Source organism: Marininema mesophilum (assembly GCF_900106775.1).
Classification (GTDB): domain Bacteria; phylum Bacillota; class Bacilli; order Thermoactinomycetales; family DSM-45169; genus Marininema; species Marininema mesophilum.
Genome location: NZ_FNNQ01000001.1, coordinates 398,641 through 423,373, shown reverse-complemented (window position 1 = coordinate 423,373; position 24,733 = coordinate 398,641). Strand labels below are relative to the sequence as shown.

At 45.4% G+C, this 24,733-nt stretch carries 31 protein-coding genes; 25 read left to right on the top strand and 6 right to left on the bottom strand.

All coding sequences use genetic code 11. The annotated features are described in order from the left end of the window. The first annotated feature begins 40 nt into the window (after positions 1 to 40). From prmA to BLV90_RS01935, 4 genes are all read left to right on the top strand, one after another. Positions 41 to 973, top strand: a complete 933-nt coding sequence (prmA, locus tag BLV90_RS01950) for a 50S ribosomal protein L11 methyltransferase (protein ID WP_091735291.1) — start codon at positions 41 to 43, stop codon at positions 971 to 973. Positions 974 to 994: 21 nt separating this feature from the next. Continuing rightward, complete coding sequence (locus BLV90_RS01945) at positions 995 to 1,750, top strand: 16S rRNA (uracil(1498)-N(3))-methyltransferase (RefSeq protein ID WP_091735288.1); 756 nt, start codon at positions 995 to 997, stop codon at positions 1,748 to 1,750. Next, a complete protein-coding gene (gene mtaB, locus BLV90_RS01940) occupies positions 1,747 to 3,093 on the top strand; it encodes a tRNA (N(6)-L-threonylcarbamoyladenosine(37)-C(2))-methylthiotransferase MtaB (RefSeq protein ID WP_091735284.1) in 1,347 nt (448 codons plus the stop codon). The genes BLV90_RS01945 and mtaB overlap by 4 nt, the downstream gene beginning before the upstream one ends. Before the next feature lie 207 nt (positions 3,094 to 3,300). Further along, entirely contained in the window at positions 3,301 to 3,804 is a 504-nt protein-coding gene (locus BLV90_RS01935) for a hypothetical protein (RefSeq protein WP_091735281.1), read from the top strand. Between the two features lie 253 nt (positions 3,805 to 4,057). Here BLV90_RS01935 and BLV90_RS01930 read toward each other — a convergent pair whose 3' ends face one another. Continuing rightward, positions 4,058 to 4,828 carry an MFS transporter gene (locus tag BLV90_RS01930; protein ID WP_177167845.1) on the bottom strand — a complete coding sequence of 257 codons (771 nt, stop codon included), beginning with the start codon at positions 4,826 to 4,828 and terminating at the stop codon, positions 4,058 to 4,060. Between the two features lie 21 nt (positions 4,829 to 4,849). Further along, positions 4,850 to 5,119 (bottom strand): MFS transporter, encoded by a 270-nt coding sequence (locus BLV90_RS01925; RefSeq protein ID WP_091735275.1) that lies wholly within the window; start codon positions 5,117 to 5,119, stop codon positions 4,850 to 4,852. 50 nt (positions 5,120 to 5,169) lie between these two features. On the opposite strand from BLV90_RS01925, the gene BLV90_RS01920 reads away from it, so the two are divergent. Further along, entirely contained in the window at positions 5,170 to 5,994 is an 825-nt protein-coding gene (locus BLV90_RS01920; RefSeq protein ID WP_091735272.1) for an AAC(3) family N-acetyltransferase, read from the top strand. A 7-nt stretch (positions 5,995 to 6,001) separates the two neighbouring features. Here the strand turns inward: BLV90_RS01920 and pnuC are convergent, their stop codons facing one another. Next, positions 6,002 to 6,586, bottom strand: coding sequence for a nicotinamide riboside transporter PnuC (gene pnuC / locus BLV90_RS01915; protein WP_091735269.1), 585 nt, complete (start codon positions 6,584 to 6,586; stop codon positions 6,002 to 6,004). 288 nt (positions 6,587 to 6,874) lie between these two features. On the opposite strand from pnuC, the gene BLV90_RS01910 reads away from it, so the two are divergent. Both BLV90_RS01910 and deoC read left to right on the top strand, forming a co-directional pair. Continuing rightward, complete coding sequence (locus BLV90_RS01910) at positions 6,875 to 7,333, top strand: NUDIX hydrolase (RefSeq protein WP_342707292.1); 459 nt, start codon at positions 6,875 to 6,877, stop codon at positions 7,331 to 7,333. Further along, entirely contained in the window at positions 7,330 to 8,001 is a 672-nt protein-coding gene (deoC, locus tag BLV90_RS01905) for a deoxyribose-phosphate aldolase (protein ID WP_091735263.1), read from the top strand. Before BLV90_RS01910 ends, deoC begins: the two co-directional genes overlap by 4 nt. 174 nt (positions 8,002 to 8,175) lie before the next feature. Here the strand turns inward: deoC and BLV90_RS01900 are convergent, their stop codons facing one another. Both BLV90_RS01900 and BLV90_RS01895 read right to left on the bottom strand, forming a co-directional pair. Beyond that, positions 8,176 to 9,159 carry a Na/Pi symporter gene (locus tag BLV90_RS01900; protein WP_091735256.1) on the bottom strand — a complete coding sequence of 328 codons (984 nt, stop codon included), beginning with the start codon at positions 9,157 to 9,159 and terminating at the stop codon, positions 8,176 to 8,178. Between the two features lie 77 nt (positions 9,160 to 9,236). Then, a complete protein-coding gene (locus BLV90_RS01895) occupies positions 9,237 to 9,500 on the bottom strand; it encodes a hypothetical protein (protein ID WP_091735251.1) in 264 nt (87 codons plus the stop codon). A 139-nt stretch (positions 9,501 to 9,639) separates the two neighbouring features. Between BLV90_RS01895 and BLV90_RS01890 the strand changes: the two genes are divergently transcribed. The 18 genes from BLV90_RS01890 to glyS all read left to right on the top strand — a co-directional run bounded on the left by BLV90_RS01890 (position 9,640) and on the right by glyS (position 23,426). Continuing rightward, positions 9,640 to 9,984 (top strand): histidine triad nucleotide-binding protein, encoded by a 345-nt coding sequence (locus tag BLV90_RS01890; RefSeq protein ID WP_091735246.1) that lies wholly within the window; start codon positions 9,640 to 9,642, stop codon positions 9,982 to 9,984. Between the two features lie 222 nt (positions 9,985 to 10,206). Next, positions 10,207 to 10,377, top strand: coding sequence for a 30S ribosomal protein S21 (gene rpsU / locus BLV90_RS01885; protein WP_091735240.1), 171 nt, complete (start codon positions 10,207 to 10,209; stop codon positions 10,375 to 10,377). 16 nt (positions 10,378 to 10,393) lie between these two features. Next, complete coding sequence (locus tag BLV90_RS01880; protein ID WP_091735235.1) at positions 10,394 to 10,837, top strand: GatB/YqeY domain-containing protein; 444 nt, start codon at positions 10,394 to 10,396, stop codon at positions 10,835 to 10,837. A gap of 127 nt (positions 10,838 to 10,964) precedes the next feature. Then, positions 10,965 to 11,765, top strand: coding sequence for an NfeD family protein (locus BLV90_RS01875; protein WP_091735232.1), 801 nt, complete (start codon positions 10,965 to 10,967; stop codon positions 11,763 to 11,765). 99 nt (positions 11,766 to 11,864) lie between these two features. After that, the gene (gene floA, locus BLV90_RS01870; protein WP_091735229.1) at positions 11,865 to 12,839 is read left to right on the top strand and encodes a flotillin-like protein FloA; all 975 of its coding nucleotides are present in this window, start codon (positions 11,865 to 11,867) and stop codon (positions 12,837 to 12,839) included. Between the two features lie 31 nt (positions 12,840 to 12,870). Beyond that, entirely contained in the window at positions 12,871 to 13,308 is a 438-nt protein-coding gene (locus BLV90_RS01865) for a hypothetical protein (protein WP_091735226.1), read from the top strand. A 166-nt stretch (positions 13,309 to 13,474) separates the two neighbouring features. Then, positions 13,475 to 13,663 carry an alpha/beta-type small acid-soluble spore protein gene (locus BLV90_RS01860; RefSeq protein ID WP_091735223.1) on the top strand — a complete coding sequence of 63 codons (189 nt, stop codon included), beginning with the start codon at positions 13,475 to 13,477 and terminating at the stop codon, positions 13,661 to 13,663. A 179-nt stretch (positions 13,664 to 13,842) separates the two neighbouring features. Then, positions 13,843 to 14,121: a sporulation protein YqfC gene (yqfC, locus tag BLV90_RS01855; protein ID WP_177167843.1), complete on the top strand. Its 279-nt coding sequence runs from the start codon at positions 13,843 to 13,845 to the stop codon at positions 14,119 to 14,121. Positions 14,122 to 14,133: 12 nt separating this feature from the next. Next, positions 14,134 to 15,363, top strand: a complete 1,230-nt coding sequence (yqfD, locus tag BLV90_RS01850) for a sporulation protein YqfD (protein ID WP_091735218.1) — start codon at positions 14,134 to 14,136, stop codon at positions 15,361 to 15,363. After that, a complete protein-coding gene (locus BLV90_RS01845; protein WP_091735215.1) occupies positions 15,360 to 16,328 on the top strand; it encodes a PhoH family protein in 969 nt (322 codons plus the stop codon). The genes yqfD and BLV90_RS01845 overlap by 4 nt, the downstream gene beginning before the upstream one ends. 205 nt (positions 16,329 to 16,533) lie before the next feature. Further along, a complete protein-coding gene (gene ybeY, locus BLV90_RS01840; RefSeq protein ID WP_091735212.1) occupies positions 16,534 to 17,007 on the top strand; it encodes an rRNA maturation RNase YbeY in 474 nt (157 codons plus the stop codon). A gap of 2 nt (positions 17,008 to 17,009) precedes the next feature. After that, the gene (locus BLV90_RS01835) at positions 17,010 to 17,705 is read left to right on the top strand and encodes a diacylglycerol kinase family protein (RefSeq protein WP_091735209.1); all 696 of its coding nucleotides are present in this window, start codon (positions 17,010 to 17,012) and stop codon (positions 17,703 to 17,705) included. Positions 17,706 to 17,806: 101 nt separating this feature from the next. After that, positions 17,807 to 18,211: a cytidine deaminase gene (locus BLV90_RS01830; RefSeq protein ID WP_091735206.1), complete on the top strand. Its 405-nt coding sequence runs from the start codon at positions 17,807 to 17,809 to the stop codon at positions 18,209 to 18,211. Further along, a complete protein-coding gene (gene era, locus BLV90_RS01825) occupies positions 18,201 to 19,115 on the top strand; it encodes a GTPase Era (RefSeq protein ID WP_091735203.1) in 915 nt (304 codons plus the stop codon). Before BLV90_RS01830 ends, era begins: the two co-directional genes overlap by 11 nt. Positions 19,116 to 19,250: 135 nt before the next feature. Continuing rightward, on the top strand, positions 19,251 to 19,388 hold the full coding sequence (locus BLV90_RS01820; protein WP_091735200.1) for a YqzL family protein: 138 nt from the start codon (positions 19,251 to 19,253) through the stop codon (positions 19,386 to 19,388). Between the two features lie 12 nt (positions 19,389 to 19,400). Continuing rightward, positions 19,401 to 20,159 carry a DNA repair protein RecO gene (gene recO, locus BLV90_RS01815; protein ID WP_091735197.1) on the top strand — a complete coding sequence of 253 codons (759 nt, stop codon included), beginning with the start codon at positions 19,401 to 19,403 and terminating at the stop codon, positions 20,157 to 20,159. Positions 20,160 to 20,455: 296 nt separating this feature from the next. Then, positions 20,456 to 21,343, top strand: a complete 888-nt coding sequence (gene glyQ, locus BLV90_RS01810) for a glycine--tRNA ligase subunit alpha (protein ID WP_091735194.1) — start codon at positions 20,456 to 20,458, stop codon at positions 21,341 to 21,343. Beyond that, positions 21,336 to 23,426, top strand: a complete 2,091-nt coding sequence (glyS, locus tag BLV90_RS01805) for a glycine--tRNA ligase subunit beta (RefSeq protein WP_091735191.1) — start codon at positions 21,336 to 21,338, stop codon at positions 23,424 to 23,426. The genes glyQ and glyS overlap by 8 nt, the downstream gene beginning before the upstream one ends. Positions 23,427 to 23,646: 220 nt before the next feature. Here glyS and BLV90_RS01800 read toward each other — a convergent pair whose 3' ends face one another. After that, entirely contained in the window at positions 23,647 to 24,561 is a 915-nt protein-coding gene (locus BLV90_RS01800) for an apurinic/apyrimidinic endonuclease family protein (RefSeq protein ID WP_091735188.1), read from the bottom strand. Between the last annotated feature and the right edge of the window lie 172 nt (positions 24,562 to 24,733).

The window sequence follows — 24,733 nt, the reverse complement described above, 5'->3', positions numbered from 1 at the left end:
CGCTTAAGCCCGTTCTTTTTTTGTCCAAGGGGATGACATGATGAATTGGATCGAAGTTCGGGTGCATACAAGTCAAGAGGCGGAGGAAGCTGTTGCTGACTTCCTCTTGAGTGAAGGTGCTGGGGGTACTGCTACATGGGACTCATCGGTATTAAAGAAAGACTGGGATACACCCTTTGGTGAGATTTTTGCCTTAGCCGAGAACGACTACCCAGATAAAGGGATCTGGCTGGCGGGTTATTTCTCAGAATCGATCTATGGGGACGACTTATTAAGGAGAATTGAAGAGAAAACGCGTGGACTGGCTCAATTTGACTTGGATCCTGGTCCTGTTACTATCGTCACGCGTGAGATGAGTGAGGAATCCTGGGCCCATGCCTGGAAAAAATACTATAAACCGGTACGTGTTTCGGAACGACTGATAGTAAAACCCGTTTGGGAGGAATACAGCCCATCTCCAGGGGAGGAGATTATCGAATTGGATCCTGGGATGGCTTTTGGTACAGGAACCCATCCAACCACGACACTGAGTATGAAATTGTTGGAGTCGGTTATATCCCCAGGCAGTACAGTTGTTGATGTCGGCTGTGGAAGCGGGATTTTGGCAGTAGCCGCTGCGAAACTAGGGGCTGAGGATGTTCTTGCTCTAGATTTAGACCCAGTCGCAGTGGAACAAGCTAAAGCGAATGTGGCTCTTAATCAGTCGCAGAATCGTGTCCGGGTTGAGGAGAATGACCTTTTGCAAGGGATAGATCGCAGGGTTGACGTGGTTGTTGCCAATATCTTGGCGGAGATTATCCTGCGCTTTGTTCCGGATCTTTCCCGAGTATTAATGAAAGATGGAACCTTTATCGGCTCGGGTATCATCCGCCAAAAGGAAGAGGAAGTTGTACAAGCCCTAAGCGATGCAGGTTACCATGTCGTGGAACGGTTGCAAGAAGGTGACTGGGTGGCAATCACTGCTCGATCGTGATAGGATGATAGGGGTGTATTTATGCAACGATACTTTATTGAAGCCAATCAAATAGATGTCGCCACCCAGTCTCTCACGCTAACGGGTGACGACGTACATCATATTAAAAACGTGATGCGGCTGGAAGTAGAGGGTATCATCCTTTGTTGTGATGGGGTGGGTACAGACTATCGCGTCATGATTGAACAGATCAGTGGGAAAGAAATCCGCTGCCGAATCCTCGAATCCTTTTCTTCAACAGGGGAACCAGAACGGGTGGAAGTAACCATCGCGTTCTCCCTTCCGAAGGGTGACAAAGTCGACTGGGTTCTGCAGAAGGGCACGGAACTGGGCGCAAGCGCCTTTCTTCCCTTCACATCTGCACGTACGGTGGTTAAACTGGATGAAAAAAAGGCTGGGAAGCGAAGGGACCGATGGCAACGTATCGTGAAAGAGGCTGCTGAACAGTCCCGGCGAGGACGGATTCCCACTGTCCATTCCTTGATGAATTGGCGTCAATGTTTGGCACAATTCTCCTCCTACGACCAGATCCTTTTCGCCTATGAAAGGGGTGGAAAGGCTCTTTATCAGTTGCTTACTGGCCGAAAGGCTAGGAGTATCTTGGTAATTGTGGGGCCTGAAGGAGGGTTTACCGAGGATGAAGCAACAGAAGTTGTGAGTGAGGGAGCAGAGCTCTTACACTTAGGCCCACGAATCCTAAGAGCAGAGACAGCTCCTCTCGCGGCAATTGCTTGTATCCACTACACTTATGGAGAGTTAGGGGGTGAGCCACTGTGAGTACGGTGGCATTCCATACACTAGGTTGCAAAGTGAACGCCTATGAGACGGAAGCCATGTGGCAACTGTTTCAACGGCAGGGTTATGAAAAAGTTGATTTTGGAGCACAGGCAGATGTATACGTGATCAATACCTGTACGGTAACCAACACAGGAGATCGAAAAAGTCGGCAGATGATTCGACGCGCTGTGCGTACCAATCCGGAAGCGGTGGTGGCGGTAACAGGTTGTTATGCCCAAACCTCTCCAGCGGAAATCCTGGACATTCCAGGGGTGGATGTGGTGGTTGGTACCCAAGGACGGGATAAGCTCCTTGATTATATTGAAGAGCATCGCGCTCTTCGTAAACCGGTCAATGCGGTTAATAACATCATGAAGACGCGGGAATTTGAAGAATTGGATGTTCCCACTTTTTCTGACCGGACGAGAGCTTCCCTGAAGATCCAGGAGGGGTGTAATAACTTCTGTACCTTCTGTATCATCCCCTGGGCAAGAGGTCTACTGCGTAGTCGTCAACCCGAGAGCGTTTTAAAGCAAGCGCAACAGTTGATCGATGCCGGCTATAAGGAAATCGTACTAACAGGGATTCATACCGGTGGCTATGGGGAGGATCTTGAAAATTATAAGTTGGCAGACCTACTTTGGGAGTTGGATAAATTAGAAGGATTGACTCGGATTCGGATCAGCTCGATTGAAGCGAGCCAGATCGATGACCGGGTGATTGAGGTGCTAAATAAGTCGGACAAAATGTGCCGCCATTTGCACATACCTCTCCAAGCAGGCGATGATGAGGTTCTCAAACGGATGCGCCGTCGGTATACTGTCGATGAATATCGGGAGAAGATTCATTATCTCCATAAAGCGATGCCTGGAGTAGCGATCACCTCGGATGTGATCGTTGGTTTTCCAGGGGAAACCGAGGAGCAATTTGAGAATGGATATCGTCTCATAGAGGAGCTAGGTTTCTCTGAGCTGCACGTCTTCCCCTACTCGACTCGGACAGGAACTCCTGCGGCTCGGATGACCGATCAAGTGGATGCGGAGGTGAAGCAGGATCGAGTACAACGCCTCATTGATCTTTCCAATCGTCTCGCATTAAAGTATTCCTCTGAAAATGTTGGCGAGGTTCTGGATGTTATTCCTGAGCGCCCATGGAAAGAGGACCCTGAAAGTGGTCTTTATATGGGTTATACCGACAACTACCTCCAAGTAGTCTTTCCAGCTTCTGAGGAGCTTGTTGGGAAGGTATGCCGAGTTCAAATCGATAAGCCAGGTTCTGAGTACTGCTTTGGGACATTTGTCCGGACCATGGAAGATGCTCCATCGGAATCAAAAGCAGGCTGAAGTCTAGCGACTTAGCCTGTGAAATGTGGCTACCCTTAGTGCAAGGGTGGCTTTTTCTTTTTGTGATGAAAAAAGTGATTTGTCGAAAACGAAATGTTTGTTCTATACTATAGAGTGTTCTCTGAAATTTTTGAGCAATTATTTAGAGTCCTCTTTTAGTCTTTGAGGGGTTTTATAAGTGTGTGCAAAAGAAAGGAGTTTGGTTTGATGAGTACAGGCGATGAATGGGAAGATGCGCTGGATCAGATTGACTGGAGCTCTGTTCTAAATGACGTAGATCATGAATTGCTAGAAAACTTAGCAATGGAATTACGCTTTTGTACATATGAAGCATTGAAGCAATCCTCCATGATCCTTGGAGAGGGGTATTATCTGACTCATTTATCCGATGGCACCTTGGCCTTTTGGCACGAAGAGCGCTATGTACAGGAAGACGTCACATTTTTCGAAACAGGACAACACTTTATCCATCATGCTATTGAGCATTTTCATCTGGAAGGAGAAAACTTAGAGGTTCTCGTTCAAATGATTAGTGAGAGCCGACCTCTAAAGGTGTGTTCCCATTGTCAGTTCCAGTTTAACTCAGATGAACCAGCTCGGCAGGAATTAGGTATGGAGAGCATCATCGATGAAGAAGGAGGAAAGGTAATTGAATATTGCTCTCCACAATGTGCCATTGATGCGATGGTGTCGGAGATGAAGCAGGGGTAAGGCGGTTAGGATCGTAATGTAATTCATTTGACAACAGTTTTATCATCGAGGTTGCTTAGCATCATTATTTTGTTAGATCCACGTTATCTGAACGTTTAGAGTGGATCCTCGAAGGGTTGATCCATCATCGTCATTTTATTAAAGATGGGGTTTATACTATAATAAAACGCTACGAATAATAGTGCGATTCCACTGATAGCCATTAAAAGTGTGTGCGATATAAATTTAGATAGTATTCCTGCAAGAAAAAAACCTAAGGGGACAAAGAACCTAGTATAGCCATAACCAGCGTAAGTCCACGCCCTCGATATTCAGATGAAAGATTTACTTGAAGAATGGTTTGAAGAAGGACACCGGAAACTCCGATGGCACCCCAAGCAATACTAAAGAAAGCAAGTGCAAAGAAAAGATTACTTATCATGAGGACGGCACAAAGCCAAGATACCCCGGCAATGAAAAAAAGGATGACGAGTAATCGTCTCAAGGGAAATCGGGATAGATACGAGGCGACTAGTCCCCCGATTAATATCCCAATGGATACAGAGGCGGACCAATAACTATACTCTTGTGGAGTTTTTGATAAGATAGGTAGAAGTCCGAGTGAGATACAAACCAACAAATTAATAAGAATAAAGACACTTAACAACTTCTTCATTATCTTCAACTTGCTAATATAAGAGAAGCCCTGTAGAAGTTCTTTCCTGTACTGAGTAAAGAATGAAGATGTTTTTTTAGGTTTCATTAATTTTTCTTTGGTTGGTAAGCGCAGAAAAATTCGCAGCAGGAGGAACGTAAGCAAAAATACACCTGCGTTTACACTGAAGATGGCTCCAACCCCAATTATTGCAACGATAGTACCTGCAACGGCTGTAGCAAGGAGATTTAAGCCACTGTAAGTAAATGAAAAGATCGAGTTCACTTTATGGAGTTCACTTTCCGATACTAAGTCTGGAACGAGAGCGCTTTCGGTAGGATAACTTAATTCAGCAAGTAAGGTTGCCCAGAAGATCAAAAATAGAAGCAAAACGATATATAATCCTCCAGATTAGTAGAGGGTGGCAAGGATTAGAAAGATGCCACCTTGAATACCTGCTGACATCAATAGAAGGTTTTTCTTAGAAAAAGCATCAATCAGTGGGCCAAAGAACATTTGAAATAAAACGGGAAAAGTAATTATAAACCCTGCAATGCCTATATAGAGAGGAGAATTTGTGACTTCTTTTACATACCAGATGGTAGCGATTGTATATAAACTATCCACGATGTTAGTGAGTATTCGACAAAATAATAGAATTTTGATATTATTATCCCTCATGGGACCTCCTATTAACGTTTAAAAATATAATCCTACATAAGGAGACGATTATGACTGAAAGCCAACTCGTTCAAAATACATCCACTCCACGTACCCGCTCTTCCTTAGCTGAGGATCTACGGCAATTGGGTTTGCTGGAGGGAGATCGGGTAATTGTTCATACTTCTCTCTCCTCACTCGGGTGGGTATGTGGAGGTGCAGTGACAGTGATTCAGGCATTGATGGACGTGATCACATCCCATGGAACCCTAATCATGCCTACTCAGTCCCCCACCTTGTCCGATCCCGTTCATTGGGAAGCCCCACCTGTACCCGAAGAGTGGCATCCTATTATCCGAGCCGAAATGCCAGCCTATGATCCGGCAACAACTCCGACCCAAGGAATGGGACAAGTGGCTGAAATTTTCCGTTCATGGCCAGGGACATTAAGAAGTTCACACCCCAAGGTATCCTTTGCCGCATGGGGTAAAGGAGCAGAGGAAGTTGTCGCTCTTCATTCCTTAGACAATTCGATGGGTGAAGAATCTCCGCTAGCATATCTTTACAAAGGAAATGCTGCTGTTTTGTTGCTTGGTGCTGACTACGATACCAATACCTCTTTTCATTTAGCAGAGTATCGAGTCAATTATGCACCCAGGATAGAAGAGGGAGCGCCTGTGATAGAGGGTGGGAAACGGGTTTGGAAAACCTATACGGATCTTGATCACCAGACGCATCTGTTTTCAGAGTTAGGGAAGTCCTTTGAGAGTGAATGTAGGGTGTATAGTGGAAAAGTAGGTTCTGCTAAAACGCGACTTTTTTCACAACGAGACGCAGTGGACTATGCTAGTCGTTGGTTGAAGAGCTACAGTGGCTCATGTTTTTCCAAGGAGTGAGTCTCGTTCAAGCTGCTAAGGTCACTTTTCCCATCTCTTGTTTCCAACTAAAGTAGCCCCAAGTTGCAATTCCAAGGAAGAGTAGGTATAATCCGCTGGTCATGTAGAGTTCTTTATACCAGTACATACCGATTGAAAAAACATTGATGAAGATCCAAATCAGCCAGTTTTGCAATACTTTCCGAGATAGAAAATATTGAGCTATGATACTTGCGACAGCAAGGGTTGCATCAAGATAAGGGATACTGGCGTCAGTAAACTTATCTAGCAGAAACGCCCACAACATTCCACCCACTAAGATCGTACCGATCGTAATGATGGTTTCGTTTTTTGTCATATTACGTGTGACCCGTACATCCTTCGAATTTTTATCACCTGTTAGCCAGAAATACCAACCAATCACGGAAAGAATGAAGAAAAATACCTGCAAGCCCATGTCTGCATAGAGATGTACTTGATAAAACATGATAAAAAATATGGAGACGTTTATTAGCGCGATAGGAAAACCCCAGATATTTTCCCGTGCATTGAGATAGACACAGAGCAGACCTGTAATCGTTGTCCACACTTCAATGTTCATGATCCATGCCATCCTTCTTCCTCCTTCAAAGTAGCGATTAGTTAGACTTGAAAAAATAGTAGGAAAATAAATTGGCTACTATTATTTATTAAATATATCATATTATTGTTTGGTTGATGGGAAAAGATTACTAAATAGGAATTAGGAAGCCTTAATAATAGAAGGTTCCTAGCTATTTATCAGCCACTGAATAAGAGAATGGGGTGATTTTTTATCCCGATGAACCTAAATCCGCTTGGATATGCTAAAATCAAGCCAAGATTAGTCTCGCAGGTGAAAGAAGCGAGCAAGGTGGAAGGAGTGAAGATATTGCAAGAGATTTCCGCCGGTGGTGTTGTTTACCGTCGTGTTCAAGGAGAATTAGAAATTTTACTCATTGAAGATCGATATTCTCGTTGGACATTACCAAAAGGGAAAAAAGAAGAAGGAGAGACCGATGAGGAAACCGCTCTCCGTGAAATTTTAGAGGAAACTGGAGTTCAAGGAAAGATCTGCGAGCGATTAGAGACAATTCGGTATCGTTATTTTCATCCCCAATACGGAGATATTGCGAAAGAAGTTCATTATTTCCTAGTGGAAGCGGATGATGGCACAGTTACGCCTCAATTGTCCGAGATTACTGGTGCGACCTGGTTGTCTCCAGCTGAAGCATGGCAGAAGCAAAGTAATGAAGGGTATGACAATAACGATAGTGTCCTAGAACAAGCCTTTATCCAACTGGGCTTACAGGAGATTCTGAGAGGAGAACAAGCCACATGAATGTACGTGAACTAGCATCCATGATTGACCATACATTGCTAAAGCCCGAGGCTACCTCGGACCAGGTCGATCGGTTGTGTGAGGAAGCGGCAGAACATCACTTTGCATCAGTATGTATTAACCCCTTTTGGGTAGCTCGAGCAGCTAAAAAACTGAAAGGCACTGGTGTCAAAGTATGTACGGTGGTAGGGTTTCCCTTAGGGGCTACTACTTCGGAAGCAAAGGCTTTTGAAACGAAGGATGCGATTCGTAATGGTGCTAGTGAGATTGATATGGTAATGAATATCGGTGCGCTAAAATCAGGAGATTTGGATACTGTTCGTCAAGATATTGCAGCCGTTGTGGAGGCGGCTGACGGTGTTCTTGTGAAGGTGATTCTAGAGACTGGTTTACTTAACTCTGACGAGATTCGCGTTGCTTCGGAAAAGGCGAAAGCGGCAGGAGCTCACTTCGTTAAAACCTCTACTGGTTTTGGCCATGGAGGAGCAACAGAGGAAGCTGTACAACTGATGCGCGAAACGGTTGGGGAGGAAGTAGGTGTAAAGGCCTCCGGTGGTGTGCGTGATTTTTCAGGGGCAAAGAAAATGGTGCAAGCAGGGGCTAATCGAATCGGTGCTAGCTCAAGTGTCGCGATTGTGAGTGGAAAGCAGGGAAGCCAAGGCTATTGATAAGTTCGTTCTGAGAAATTGGATAAAGTATCACATAAAAAAGGATGGTACACGTGTACTATCCCTTTTTTATGTGATTCTATTTTGACAACTCCCACAGCTAAAGCACCCTATGGGCACTTCCTTAATAAAAGTGGGCTCAGTCAGCGAAAGTCTGTAAGTGAGGTTGAGAACCTACGGTTTGTTTTTTTTCTTCTTCCTGAGATTTGGTTGGGCAGTCCATGCGATAATAGTGCGATCGGGCAACATCTTCGTGATCCACGAAGCGAAGTGGCCTGCAAAGGGGAGAACCAGCAGAGAACAAGCCACATTATATAAGGTTTGGATGTGGGCTACTTGTGATGCCAGGTGGTCGGATAAGAAAGGCGTTATATCTACTATCCATGGAATAAAGGGGAGAAAAAGTAAAATTCCTCCTAAGTTAAGAACTAAATGAGCAAGGGCAACTTGTTTTGCTCCACGGCTAGAGCCGATGGAGGCGAGAAATCCAGTGACACAGGTGCCTGCATTACTGCCTAACACAACGGCAATTGCAAAGGGAAGGGGAATGATTCCTGTAGCGAAAAAACCCATCGTAATAGCGATGACAGCACCGCTACTCTGGATGATTGCTGTAATGATGATCCCAACCAAAACGCCCACAAGAATATCATTTCCCGATTGGTTGAGTAACCAAGTGATCCAACCTCGGGTTTTCAGGGGGGCGGCTATCCACTGCATCGCTTCCATCCCTAGAAAGATACAACCAAAACCACTCACGGCCATACCGATGTGAGAAAGCCGTTTCCATGGCATCAGATATAGGGCACCACCGCAAATGATAAGTGGCACTGCAAAGTCCTCTACCTTTAAAGCGAGGATTTCTGTGGTTATTGTCGTGCCGATATTGGTTCCTAATATAATTCCAACAGTTTGTGTGAAGTTCATCAACTCTGCATTAACAAATCCGATTGTGATGACCGTGACAGCACTGCTACTTTGTAGAAATGCTGTTGCTGTCAAGCCGGTGGCAAAACTACGTACAGGCGTCCGTGTGAAACGGAGTAAGAGCTCACGTAATCGATCTGCGGCTAGGGACTCTAAGCCATAACGTAGTAATTGCATCCCAAAAAGAAAAATAGCCAATCCCGTAGCGAAGGGGATGATGATCTCTTTCACAGTCAGCCCTCCTCATGCCTTCTCCCATGTATATGCAATCAAGGGACAGGCATGACGAGGGTTTTTTCAGGCGCTCCTTACCGTTTTCTTATGTGATGGGGAACATAGGGTGGAGGTTTACGGTCGAATGGACCTTGAATGGGTTTATTCGATGCGATAGTGGACTTCGGGTCTGGTTGTGGGGAGCCAAAAATCGCCCATGGTGGTGCAGGTTGTTCTTTGCGACCAGGTGGGGGTAATTTGGCTTTTTTTATGCCACAACGCTTATCTAGTTCCTCTTTAACCAATCGCTGAATCAAGCGGCGCAGTTTCGTTTCCATCGATTTGGATTGCTTGTTCATCAGACTGACTCCTTTGCTCTCTTTTTCCAGCAGAATATGCAAAAGGAGCCCAAAAGGTGTTGAAGAATCTTTTACGGTGGGTATAGCTTTTGGTATAATATCAACAAAACCAGGAAGGATCGGAAAGGGGGAACCAATGATGGCAGAATGTATTTTTTGTGGAATCATCGAAGGAAACATTCCAGCAGAAAAAGTTTACGAAGATGAACTGGTAACCGCTTTTAAAGATATCCATGCACAAGCACCGGTTCACATTTTGGTTATCCCAAATCAACATATCCCCTCGATTCAACAGATAGGAGAGGGAGATAGTCAACTACCTGGCCGCTTTTTTTCTGTGATCAATCAACTGGCGCAGGATTACGGTCTTGCTGAACGAGGGTACCGCATCGTTAACAATTGTGGGGAAGATGGTGGACAGACTGTTCATCATATCCATTTTCACCTGTTAGGTGCTCGTCACCTTACATGGCCCCCAGGTTAACGGTTCCTTTTGACACATCTTTCTGGGGTATTGTATAATGATCGATGGGTTTGCTGTTTGCTTTCATGTCTGGAAAGATGGTCAGATATGATAAGTAGTGTACGCGAAGCGCATGTCCCCTTAGGCGGGGCCAAACCCTTCGCTTATTAATCGCTGGAGGGTGTTCTCCCCGGCGGTTTTATAGCCCCGGGCACCAACAGCCCGCGGAGGGAGGGATCAAGAATGGCGGAAATTCACGTTCGCAAAAACGAAACGCTGGATAAAGCGCTGCGCCGTTTTAAAAAGGCTACAGCGAAAGATGGTACAATGCGGGAACTGAAGAAGCGCAAGTTCTATGAAAAGCCCAGTATCAAGCGCAAAAAGAAGTCTGATGCAGCCCGTAAACGCAAATGAGCGAGGTGCTGAGCTGGTGACTTTGATTGAGCGGTTAACCGATGATATGAAAGCCGCGATGAAAAATAAAGATAAAAACAGATTGACTGTCATTCGTATGGTTCGATCCTCGATCAAAAATAAAGAGATCGAATTAAAGCGACCCTTAACTGAAGATGAAGCACTTTCTGTTGTGGCAAAGGAGTATAAGCAACATCAAGACTCCCTTGCGGAGTTTGTGCAAGCTAATCGTGACGATCTTGCCGAGAAAGCACGGTCAGAGATGGCTATCTTAAAGGATTATCTTCCCGAGCCTCTTACAGAAGAGGAAGTAAGAAGGATGGTTCAAGAAGTCATCGCACAGACGGGTGCTACATCAAGAGCAGACATGAAGAAAGTGATGACACGGCTCATGCCTCAAGTCAAAGGTCGTGCGGATGGGAAAACAGTGAATCGCTTGGTTCAGGAGTCTTTACAGTAGACTTCTACTACATTCACAGCGCACATCTTCGATGGCGCTGTGTTTTTTCGCTTATAGACGGAAAAAGATTTCAGGAACGAGAAACTCATTACTTTCCAACTCGTATTATTGATAGGGGGGTGAATGGATGAATAGATGGAAGGAGAGTATTTCCGCTTTTTATTTGCTGGCATTGTTAGGGACCATTGGTTCGCTCGTTGTACCTTTTGGCTATGCAGCGGCGGAATCATCAGCAAAGGTACCGGACAACTCATCCTTTGCTGAACAATTAGGAGAGTTTGTCACTAACCCTTATGTCGTTATGCTATTGCTAATCTTCGGATTAGCGGGAGTGTTTATCGAGTTATTGACCCCCGGTTTTGGTGTAGCTGGGGGTATTGGGCTCATATCTTTTGGTCTTTACTTCTTTGGCAACTACATCGCTGGGTTTGCTGGTTACGAAACATTGCTATTTATCGTAATTGGGTTACTATTGATGGGGATTGAATTAGTAGTACCCGGCGGCATATTTGGTATATTAGGTTTCATCTCTTTTGCCGCTGGAGTGGTCTATGCCACCTATGATACAACGGTGGGGCTTATCTCCCTTCTCTTGGCGATGGTGATAGGTGGAGTGATCGTAGCTGGTGCAGTAAAAATCCTAGGGATTCGAGATACTTGGAGACGATTCGTGTTATTTTCTTCTCAGAAAAATGAGACAGGGTATGTGTCTCAAAAAGAACGGGCCCAGTTAACCGGACGACAAGGAAAGACGATTACACCTCTACGTCCTTCAGGGACTGCGGAAATCGATGGCGTACGGCAGGATGTTGTAAGTGATGGAGGGTTTATCGCGAGCGGTGAACCAGTAGTGGTTGTTGGAGTGGAAGGAATGAGAGTAATTGTTCGTAAGCTTTTAGAGGAAAAAGAAATTCAAAGTGATAAGTAGAATAAAGTGAGATGTACCAGGTTATAAGTAGAAGGGATTCACCTCTCTCCATAATAAAATGGTTGTGTTGAAGGAATGATTTGAGAAAGGGGATTGGATATGGAAATCGGAATCGGAGCTATTTTACTAATTATTGGTGGGGTCATCGCTTTAGCGCTTCTCTTTACATTTGTACCGATTATGCTTTGGATCTCTGCAATGGCATCGGGTGTATATGTTGGCTTGACGACATTGATCGGTATGCGACTACGACGGATCACTCCTGCTGGCATTGTGAATCCCCTGATTAAAGCTCGGAAAGCTGGGCTGGATGTTTCGATTGAGCAATTGGAGACGCACTACTTAGCTGGGGGGAATGTGAACCGAGTTGTTGATGCGTTGATTGCAGCGCAACGGGCGGATATCGACTTGATGTTTGAGCGTGCGGCGGCGATTGATTTGGCTGGCCGGGATGTGCTAGAAGCGGTACAGATGAGTGTAAATCCTAAAGTGATTGAGACGCCCGTCGTATCCGCAGTTGCCAAAGATGGGATTGAAGTAAAAGTAATCGCTCGGGTAACGGTCCGTGCCAATATCGAACGGCTTGTCGGTGGTGCTGGTGAGGAGACGATTATTGCCCGTGTTGGTGAGGGAATTGTTACCACAAATGGTTCTGCCAATAGCCATAAAGAAGTGCTGGAGAACCCAGATATGATTTCAAATACAGTACTTAATAAAGGCCTGGATTCAGGGACTGCTTTTGAGATCTTGTCCATCGATATCGCAGATGTAGATGTAGGTAAAAATATTGGGGCAACACTACAAATGGACCAAGCCCAGGCCGATAAAAACATTGCTCAAGCGAAGGCAGAGGAACGCCGAGCGATGGCTGTTGCTAAGGAACAGGAAATGCGTGCTCGTGTAGAGGAAATGCGTGCGAAGGTAGTGGAGGCTGAAGCGGAAGTTCCCATGGCGATGGCCCAGGCCCTACGCGAAGGAAAGCTTGGTGTAATGGATTACTACAATATGCAAAATGTGATGGCGGACACCGATATGCGCAAATCCATCTCTCGCTCGGATGAGGAGGATGCTTAAGAGGGCTCTTAAGCAGTAGGAGGTGTCAGCAATGGATTGGTTGTTTAAGTTAGTCTCTGAATTTGGATATTTGTTTTTGATCTTGATCGTGTATTGGGTGGGTTGGTTAATAAAGACCTTTTTCTCAAAAAGTAAATCGAATGGAAAACCAGTTCGGCAACGGAAGCCAATGAATAGAAATAGAATGAAAAAACCTTCTTCGTTACAACAAGGAGAGCACTCTGCCGAAGACGCTTATGGTTCTGCTCAAACTGCTCAAACCCTCGGACGGGATATAGAAATAGAGCGGGATCGACCAACCAACAGGTTGCATATTCCGTTATCTGTAGATAGCCAAAGAACTGTGGTGAGGAAGAAGCGAGGGAGAGCGATACCTAAGCTTTCCCAACAGGGATGGAAGCAAGCCATCATATTCAAGGAAATTCTTGACCCTCCGGTAGCTCGCCGTCGACGGAACAGAATGCGGTAATTGTGAGATAGGAGATAGTGTAGCAATGTTAGGAGCCGATGATTTCATCGGCTCCTTTTCATACGTGGGAAAGCCTATTTCCACTTCTTCCCTTGGAAACAAGTGCGTGACTTGCTTTTCTCTATTCCGTCCACACTAGAGTTACAAGAGGAGGGGGTGAAAGAAAATGGCTACTCGTAATCGTTTACTTGTACCACAAGCTGCTAACGTAGTAAACCAGTACAAAGAGGAGATCGCTGCTGAATTTGGCGTTCAACTCGGTGCAGGAAGTACTTCTCGTGCGAATGGTTCAGTAGGTGGAGAAATTACGAAGCGTTTAGTGCGTCAAGCACAACAACAGCAACCAGGTAAATAACAACTGAATCGAACTCATGGTGAAATTGGCGATGCGTAAAACGCATCGCTTTATTTTTCATCGGACAAATCCATCCTACATATACTGCTACGATCCCCTGACTACCATCTAAGCGGTTTTTTCACATAAAGTGGGACAACGGTGCATAAGGTGGAGTCAAGAAGATGGAGGGCCGTTCCATGCGGAAGATCGGAAGTCGAGTGCGTAAATTCGCTTCGGATTTGTTGGATATCCCCCAGGATGTGATGACGGATGTGCCTCGGATCCTGATAATAGGACCTTATCGAGTTCATGTGGAGAACCACCATGGAGTCGAAAAATTTTCTGATGGGGAGATTCGACTGCGAACCGCGCGGGGAGTATTACAAATCATCGGGGCCCAATTAAAGATCCAGGCAATTTATTCCCATGATATATGGATAGACGGAACCGTTTCCGAGGTGAAGTACCTGGATTAAGGGGAGAGTTCCATGCAAAATCAATGGCCACAATCATTTAAAGGTAGTCTTCACATTGATATCAGAGGAGAGAACCTTGCTGACTTTATCAATCAAGCCACAAAGGCTGGACTACACCTCTCTAAAATCCTCTGGGTGGATGACCAACGAATTTGCTTAACAATTCCTGTGGCAGATTTTTATCGTTTACGCCCCTTTTTACGGAGTACAAAGACAAGGGTGAGAATTCGGAATAAGGTTGGGTTACCCTTCTGGATTGCAAGGGTAAAACGCAGACATTTTTTTTTATGGGGAATGGGTCTTTTTATAGCAATCATTATCTTTCTCTCTTCCCTGGTATGGTCAGTGGAAGTGGAGGGTAATGAAATTGTCCCTACACGAGAAATTTTATCCTCCCTTCAGCAGGAAGGGGTTTATGTGGGACAGATGAAGAGTCAAATCCCAAAAATAAGTCATCTACAACATCATTTAATGGAAAAGATCCCACGTCTCTCCTGGGTAGGGTTTCGGATAGAGGGAACACGCGCGATTCTGACCGTTGTCGAAAAAAAACGAATCACTGAGGAAGAGCAAAAAGGTGAACATCGTCGAGTCAATCTGGTGGCTAAACGAAGTGGCATGGTTACGGATATTCAGGTCGAGAGAGGACACCCTTTAGTTGATGTGAATGATATTGTGAAGAAAGGCCAACTGATTGTTTCCGGACGGTATGGAGATAAAAAAAAGACTCCTGATACGGTTAAAGATGATCCAATAGAGGAAAAGTTTGTTGGTGCAGAGGGAAAGGTATTAGGAGAGGTATGGTATGAGTCCACTGTGACGGTACCGCTCACTCAAAAAAGAAAAGTTTACACTGGCCGTCGAGTTCGTGAGACTCATCCTTATCTAGCGGGCCGAGTCGTACGGTTACCCTTCATTACCACTGATTTGGAGGGAGAGGCAGAATTTATTCAAAGGGTCCATAAAATTAATGTATGGAAATGGACCTTACCCTTTGGGTGGGTCAAAGAAGAGCAATTAGCTATGAAATGGGTGTATCGAAAACTTTCCCAAAAAAATGGGATCTTGATTGGGCGTCAACAAGCACGTGTCCAAATGCTGAGCCGTTTAGGAGAGGATGGACGAATTTTAGAGGAAAAAATTTTGCACGCGAGTGAGCAGAGTGGTAAAGTTGTAATGAAGATCCACTTTACTGTAATTGAAAATATAGCTAGTCCACAACCGATTTTGCAAGGAGAATGAGTCACTTGCCAAAAAAGGAGAACATCATAAAAATCCGACTACGAGATGGAAACGAAGCTCTTGCTCTCTTTGGTCCCCAAGATAGCTTTTTGCGAATGATTGAGGATCGTACCTCTGCTAAGATCGTATCCAGAGGAGAAGAGGTGGTCATTTCTGGCTCTACAGATGAGTTAGAGATGCTTAGTCACCTGTTTCGTGTATTATTAAGTTTGATTAGACGTGGTATCTCGCTGACAGAACGTGATGTGATTTATGCGGAACGATTGGCCAGACAAGGGTTAGCGGACGAGTTACTCGAGTTGTATGATGAACAGATTGGCACAACACATAAGGGGAAATCCATTCATATCAAAACGCTTGGACAGCGTCATTATGTAAGCGCCATCCAAAAGTCCGATATCGTATTTGGGATTGGTCCCGCAGGTACAGGAAAAACCTTCCTAGCTGTTGTCATGGCGGTAACCGCTTTGAAAAATAATAAAGTGAAACGAATTGTATTGACTCGACCTGCGGTAGAAGCAGGGGAGAGTCTTGGTTTTTTACCAGGTGACCTCCAGGAAAAAGTAGATCCTTATCTGCGCCCCCTCTATGATAGCTTATACACGATGTTGGGATTAGAACAGGTGGGTAAGCTGATGGAGCGGGGTTTAATCGAGGTAGCTCCCTTGGCCTATATGAGGGGACGTACGTTAGAGGATTCTTTTGTTATCTTAGATGAAGCGCAGAATACCACCAATGAGCAGATGAAGATGTTCCTCACACGACTTGGCTTTGGTTCTAAGATGGTTGTCACAGGAGATGTTACCCAGGTGGATTTACCGAAGGGTAAACAATCCGGTCTTAGAGAAGCGGAGAAGCTACTGGAGCCTGTGGAGGAGATTCCCTTTGTTTATCTCACCCAAGCTGATGTGGTTCGCCACACCTTGGTGCAAAAAGTGATCGATGCCTACGCCCAGGTGGAATAACCTCTCTTCCTCGTACAAAGTCAATGTGTGACTTAAGCAGGGGAAAGGGTTGCCCCTTGTTGCGCAGGAAAAGTGTCTGGGTTCGGCTCGTGAGGGAGTCAATCTCGGGCTCTTTTGTGTCTTTAGAGTCCTATAGATGAGTAAATCCCTATGAGTGTCACTCGCATCGAGTACCCTGGCTAAGGGTAAAAGGAGCGGAACTACAATGAGTTTACACATAGAAATTGATGTTCAGGTTTCTATAGATGAGGCGGAGAAGCAAGTCTTAGCCAAGGTAGAACAGGCTTTACAAACCGCGGCAGAATTAGAAAAGGTGACAGAGGAGGATGCTGAAGTTTTCCTCATGATCACTGATAGTGAAGAGATCCAACGCCTTAATCGGGAATTTCGCCAAATTGACCGTGGGACAGATGTCCTATCCTTCCCCCAATGGGAACCAGGGGAGCCTCGCCATGTTGAAGAAGGGATGCCCGTACCTCTAGGAGATATTGTTATCTCCTTGCCACATGCCAAGGAACAGGCTATCGAGTATGGGCACTCATTGGAACGAGAGCTTGCATTTCTTGCTGTTCATGGCTTTCTCCATCTACTGGGGTATGATCATGGAACAGAGGAAGAAGAGGAAAAGATGTTTGCTCGTCAAGAGGAGATTTTATCCCCACTAGGATTGTCGAGGTAACGATGATGATCTGGTTGTCCAAGTTACTGGCTAGTTTCCGTTATGCTTTGGAAGGATTGAAGTACACACTAGTCAGCCAGCGTAATATGCGAATTCATTATATCGCAGCTCTGATCGTACTTCTGTTGTCTTTGTACTTACCTTTGCGAAAGGTAGAAGTGCTGATCCTCTTTGTCTGTATTCTGCTTGTGATTGTAGCAGAGCTAATTAATACAGCAGTAGAAGCTGTGATTGATCTGGTGACAGAGGAATTTCATCCCTTAGCCAAGGTAGCAAAAGATGTAGCAGCAGGTGCCGTTCTTCTGTGTTCCGGAATGGCTGTTGTAGTCGGGGTAAGTGTCTTTTATCCCTATATGGGTTTTCTCTCACTTTCTCACCTCGAAGGGACCCCCTATTCGCGCAATATCGGATTAGCGGCTCTCATCGCTTTTAACTTTTTCCTCACCCTAATGATTAAAGCGGTCGCCCATCGACTAGGAAAATGGAACTGGGAACCAAGTATGACAACGTCTTTGGCCAGTTGTATCGCTACTTCCTTGATGGTGATTGTCCATAATCTTTTGGCTACATTGTTACTCATCCTACTGACGGCTTTGATGATGGGGACCATTCTTCATAACAAAGAACGGAAAAACCCGGCTATTTTGGGTGTGATACTGGGAGCTTTAGTAGCGGTCATTGCATTTCGATTGATGTAATTGCTAAAACGGCTGATTACATAGATTGCCCCCTCCTATTGAAGGTGAGAGGGGGAACTGGGTTATATCTATCCGTACAGTTGGAAGAAGGAGATTAAAGTATGGATTACGAACAGTTGGTTGAAGAAGCAAAGATGGCTCGTCAAAGGGCGTATGTACCCTACTCGAAGTTTAAGGTTGGTGCCGCTCTGCTTACAGCAAAGGGAGAAGTGATACAGGGGTGTAATGTGGAGAATGCATCCTATGGACTTGCCAACTGTGCTGAACGGACGGCCTTATTTAAGGCAATTTCAGATGGGGAAACAGAGTTTGTCACTATGGCTGTAGTGGCGGATACAGAGGAGCCCGTGACGCCTTGTGGAGCATGTCGGCAGGTCCTTGTGGAATTGTGTCCTCCAGAGATGCCGGTGGTACTTAGTAACCTGGCTAATAAGATTTCGATGACGACTGTACAGGAATTGTTGCCGGGGGCATTTACAAAGGAGGATTTAAATGATGCGGAATGATGGAGAAACACATAAGCATCGATCTGGTTTCGTAGCACTAATCGGACGCCCCAATGTCGGAAAATCCACCCTCCTTAACCATATCCTTAAGCAGAAGATTGCAATCATGTCAGACAAGCCGCAAACAACACGCAATCGTATTCAAGGAATTCATACAACCGAAGAAGAGCAAGTGGTTTTTTTGGATACCCCAGGGATCCATAAACCTAAATCCCGATTAGGGGATTATATGGTGAAAGTAGCTCGGAATACGTTTGCGGAAGTGGATGTAATTTTACTATTAGTCGATGCAAAAGAAGGATTGGGGCAGGGAGATCGCTTTATAATGGATTTGCTTAAGGATGTAAAAACCCCAGTCTTTCTCATTGTTAATAAGATCGATCAAGTCCATCCCGATGAGCTTCTACCCTTTATTGATCAATATCGGACGCTCTACCCCTTTAGTGAAGTCGTACCGATTTCTGCTTTACAAGGAAATAATACCGACACCTTGATGAAGCTGGTGGTAGAACGGCTACCAGAAGGGCCTGCATTTTATCCTTCCGAGTATGTTACCGATCACCCTGAACGATTTATCGTTGGCGAATTAGTACGAGAAAAAGTACTTCATTTAACCCGGGAAGAGATTCCCCACTCCGTAGCTGTACACGTAGAGGAAATGATGAAAGAAGAGGATGAAACGGTTTATGTACGTGCCACGATTTATACCGAGCGTTCTTCGCAAAAAGGGATCCTGATCGGCAAACAGGGCTCCATGTTAAAGGAAGTCGGTCGACGGGCACGTGAGGATATTCAGCGTCTTTTAGGAAGCCGAGTCTATCTTGATTTGTGGGTGAAGGTAAAAAAAGATTGGCGCAATGAAGAGTTTATGTTACGTTCTCTAGGCTATCAGGACGAACACTGATCAGAGAAAAAATCGATTGTCAACTTTTACGAGGTGGAAACAAATCACAATCGACTTTCAGGTTACCGACTTCCCTTCCAGGTCATACTAACGACGTGAACATGGCAATTCATCGGCGGAGAGGATGATGCACCAGTGCGCAGCTTTTCCTGGAATTGTTTCGAGGCTACAGGCGACATCGATGCTTATCTGTTATTTAAAGACGCAGATATGCTGATGAAGCAAGGGGAAGAAGAGAACCTTCGGGTAACTGAAGAGAAAGTCGAAGTGTAAGGATGGGGGCCAATGCTGACAAAGATCGAAGGTGTGGTCCTCCGTACCCGAGACTACGGAGAGAGTAACAAAATAGTGACGATTTTTACACGGGAACAGGGCAAGTTTGCCGTAATGGCACGTGGTGCAAAAAAGCCCAAAAGTCGGCTGGGAGCTGCAACCCAGCCGTTTACTTTGGGCTTTTTTCTCTGTTTTTCTGGTTCAGGAATGGGAACGATCACTCAAGCAGAAATATTGGAATCCCATGTTCACCTACGTTCCGATTTGCTTTACACCGCTTATGCGGCCTATTGGGTAAAGTACCTTGATAACATGATTCAGGAAAAAGAACCAGCACCCTTGCTATATGAACTATTACTTTCGATGTTGAATCGCTTGGAAGCGGGTGTCGATCCAGAGATTCTTAGCCGGATTTTTGAATTAAGAGTGTTGGAATCAGCAGGTTATCGGCCACACTTGGATAGGTGCGTCAGTTGCAGAGGAACAGAAGAACCCTTTGCCTTTAGTGTTCAGATGGGTGGGATTTTATGCAGTAATTGTTTTTATCGAGATCCCCATCGGATCCCTCTCTCCTCAGCTTCTGCACGTATTTTAAAACAATTGCAACGAATGACACCAGATCGCCTTGGTCAAGTACAGGTGAGAGAGGAGACTCAACTCCAATTAGAACGTGTCATGCGCTGTTTTAGTGACGAATACACGGGTCTGAAACTAAAATCCAGAATTTTTTTGGATCAATTGAAGCGTGATTGGGGTAAGGAGAGGAAATAAGCCAATCTAAAGGAAGACGTTGACAAGACGTCCCGACCTTTGATATATGTTAATTACTAATCAACATTGGCGCGATGACGGAAAAGAGTAGCCGGTAGGATTGCATATAGCGAGCCAGGGATGGTGAAAGCCTGGTAGCAAAGCCGGTGAAGGGCGGTCCTGAGTGCATTGAATTGAGGGGATCGGAAGTGACTCCGATCAAATAGGGTGGAACCGCGGGAGAATCTCTCGTCCCTATGGAGCTTTTTCTATAGGGGTGGGAGATTCTTTATTTTTATATGGAGGTGTCTTTTAGTATGAACATGCAAGATATCATATTGAATCTGCAATCCTTTTGGAGTAAACAAGGTTGTGTCTTGGCTCAACCCTATGATGTTGAAACGGGTGCAGGAACCATGAACCCGATGACCTTTTTACGTAGTCTAGGACCTGAACCATGGAATGTAGCCTATGTTGAGCCTTCCCGCCGTCCAGCGGATGGGCGCTATGGAGAGAACCCGAACCGGGTTTACCAACACCATCAGTTCCAGGTAATTATGAAGCCTTCTCCAGATAATATCCAGGAAGTCTACCTAGAGAGTCTAAAAGCTCTTGGGATCAATCCTTTAGAACATGATATCCGCTTTGTTGAAGATAACTGGGAAAACCCCGCAATGGGTGCCGCAGGGTTGGGTTGGGAAGTATGGTTGGATGGGATGGAAGTTACCCAATTTACCTATTTTCAACAGGTGGGTGGGTTGGAAGCCGATCCTGTTTCTGTTGAACTTACTTATGGTTTGGAACGTCTTGCTTCCTATATCCAGGATAAAGAAAATATCTATGAATTGACCTGGGTGGATGGAGTTACCTATGGGGATATTTTTAAGCAACCGGAGTATGAGCACTCCAAATATACCTTTGAAATCTCCGATGCGGACAAGTTATTCCGCTGGTTTGAACAATACGAAGAAGAAGCAAAGCGAGCCATCGAAGAAAGCTTGGTATTCCCTGCCTATGATTATGTTTTGAAATGCTCCCATACCTTTAATTTGCTCGATGCACGAGGTGCAATTAGTGTTACGGAGCGTCCGGGATACCTTGGCCGAGTACGGGGGTTGGCACGGCGCTGTGCAAAGCTATATGTAGAGCAACGGGAACGTTTAGGGTTTCCAATGCTGAAAGAGGGAGGGGAAGAAAATGCCTAATCGGGACTGGTTATTAGAAATAGGTGTGGAAGAGATGCCTGCACGCTTTGTGCCAGATAGTCTCACTCAATTAGAAGAGAAAATGCTTCATTGGCTGGATGAGAATCATATCGCCCACGGTGTAGCGGAAACCTTCGCTACTCCGCGCCGCTTGACGATTCGTGTGCGGGATGTTGTGGAGGGGCAAGCTGATGTAGAAGAAGAGGTGCGCGGACCGGCAAAGCGTATTGCTGTAGGGGCAGACGGTGGATGGTCCAAGGCAGCTGTAGGGTTTGCTCGTAAACAAGGACTTACCACAGCCGATCTTGTACTAGAGGAGTACAAAGGGGAAACCTACGTATTTGCTCGTCGTCATGTGAAGGGACGGGCGACGGTGGAGCTATTAAAAGAGGGTGTTCCTGAGGTTCTAAGTGCCCTTACTTTCCCTAAATCGATGCGTTGGGGGAATCGTCGCCTTCGCTTTATTCGCCCCGTTCGTTGGTTAGTAGGGCTGTTTGGTGAAGAAGTAGTACCCTTTACATGGGCAGGTGTGACAGCGGACAAGGTAACACGAGGACATCGTTTTCTGGGAGCAGAGGCAACGATACCCGTTGCGGAACAGTATGAGGATATTCTCAAAGAGCAAGCGGTAGTGGTAGATATTGAAGCTCGGCGGGCAGATATTCGCTCCCAGCTTGCTCGGTTAGAAAAGGAAAAGGGCTGGCAAATCCCTATTGATGGAGACTTACTAGAGGAAGTTACTCATTTGGTAGAGTTTCCGACAGCGCTCTCTGGTTCCTTTGACGAAGCTTACCTGGAACTTCCTGCATCCGTTTTAATTACAACGATGCGTGAACACCAACGCTACTTCCCAGTTGAAGACGCGAATGGGAAACTTCTTCCCTTCTTTATCACGGTTCGAAATGGAGATGAGTGCTCTCTAGGTAAAGTAGCAAAGGGGAACGAGAAGGTACTCTCCGCGCGTCTAGCAGATGCTCGCTTCTTCTTTGAAGAAGATCAGAAACTGAGTATTGAAAAGGCAGTCGAGAAGTTGAACAATGTGATCTTCTTTGAAGGTCTGGGTACCATTGGCGATCATGTTCACCGTATCCGGGCACTGGCCGAGACCCTAGCGGATCGTTTGGAACTAGAGGATGGCGAGCGGAAGACCTTACTTCGGGCCGCTGATATTTGTAAGTTTGACATTTCTACCTATATGGTCAATGAATTCCCTGAACTCTCTGGGGTGATGGGTCAAGTGTATGCCAAGCAAGCCGGTGAATCAGAGGATGTAGCTGAAGCGATCGAGGAGCATTACTATCCTCGCTTTGCGAATGATCGTTCACCAAAAGGATCAGCAGGGACGCTGATCAGCTTACTGGATAAGTTGGATGGGGTTGTGGCTGCATTTAGCCTTGGAATTCAGCCGACAGGTTCTCAGGATCCGTATAGTCTGCGGCGCCGTGCTGCTGGCGTGATTCAAATCCTTGCCGATTCAACTTGGAAAAGTCTCACCCTTTCCACTCTTTTTGATCTGGCATTGGACCAATTAACTGAGGATGGTTGGTTGAAACGTCCTGCAGATGAAGTGAAGGATGAATTGACCGCTTTCTTTGACCTGCGGCTGAAGGCCCTTCTTCAGGAAGAAGGGATACGTTATGATATTATCGATGCTCTCCTTACAGGAGAGTCGACAACACCGTCCTTGATGCTCGATAAAGCACGGGTATTGGTGCGCGAAGTGGAAAAAGATGAGTTTAAACAAGTGGTTGAAGGATTTAGCCGTGCAGCTAATTTGGCGGACAAAGGAGAACCTGGGTTGACGATCAACCGTGATCTTTTAGAAGCCTGGGCAGAGCGTGAACTCCTCGCTACTATTGGCAATGCAGGAGAAGCCTTTACCAAAGCGGAGGCGCGTCAGGATGCACAGGGTATGTATGATGAAATCAGCAAACTGGCACCCGTGATCCATCGTTTCTTCGACGATGTGCTAGTAATGGATGAGAATGTTGCGAATCGCAATAACCGTCTCGCCCTGTTACAACAGATTGATGCTTTAGTTAGCCGATTTGCTCTCTTTAAAAAGATCGTGTTTGCTTCTTGATTCGAGGAAGACGTAGTCTACGCTACTGAAATAGATAGTTATGTTATGTGGGTATTTTTTCACTATGAAGGTGGATAAATGCCCTCTTTTTATTTTGCTAAATGATAACCATAAATTGGCGTTAGAAAAGAGAATGAGTTCACAGGAGTCTGAATGATTGGCGAGGAAAATAATAAAGTCGGACCGTTCGGGCCTTCTTGAAAGAATGTCTTGATCCTACTTACTTCTTCTTTAATCCCTTGATACGTGTTTTCCACTCAGTCCATTTTCTTTTATCTCCACTAAAAGGTAGAATGATCGGGGTTTTGGGTGAAACAAGCTCAGAAAACTTCAATAGTTCAGGTTCGGTAGAGGATGTAAAAGGGATATGACAGGTATCGGGTGTATCGCCCCAACTGAGGGAAGAAGAAAGCCTGATCAGTGAGGTGGCCGACTTTACTTGACTATAGAACTGGTTCCAATCCGATGCGGCATTAAGAATTTCTTTTTCAGTGGCAGCGGCAAATAAGCTTCGAGAACGTCGCATGTAGCTGAGTGCGTTTGAGGTGATGCGTGCGTAGGATGTGTCAAAGCATAGCTTTACCTCTGTTGCCTCCACAATGCGCAATAGGTGGCGTGGGGTGCGCAGGGCAGGATGAATGTAACCTTTATCGGGTTCAAAATAGGTAGTTCCCCCCATTGGGGCATTTTCAATGGTCATATGGATTCCATAGGGTTTAGCGAGAATCGTGAGATACTGTAACTGTTCGATTACCTGCTCGACATAGTTCGTTTTATAATCATGGAGAGCATTGAAATCGCGTGGTCGAGCATCAAGATAAGCAAATACCTCATCTAAAGTGACTGTAGTTCCATGACAGATGAGGAAGCGGTATCGCCCACCAAAGAGTGGAGCAATGGTTTCAAAAAGGTGGATCCATTCTTCCTTTTTTGGAAAATTTGCTCCTAGACCGAACCGATCAGGGGCCCGGAATGCGATTGGTTGGATCTCTGTTTTTTGAACATGATCATGAAGCGTAGACCAAACACTGGTAGTATTAGGAAGTGGGATTTCCGCCCATTGAAAATCTGGATCCGAAGAAAGTGACTGACTGGATGGCTCATATCGAATAGCCATCTGATTGGTAAATAACATGGGTGGATTCCTCCCGTCTTACTTCTCTGCACTCATTCTATAAGGAAAGATACTCGTTGGCAAACAGACCCATTCATAGGAATTATTCAATTAATTAGACAATGCTTTATGATTATAGTTGGACATTTTATGTCCCGCAGGGTTGCAAATTGTCGAAAAAAGGTTGCGCAAC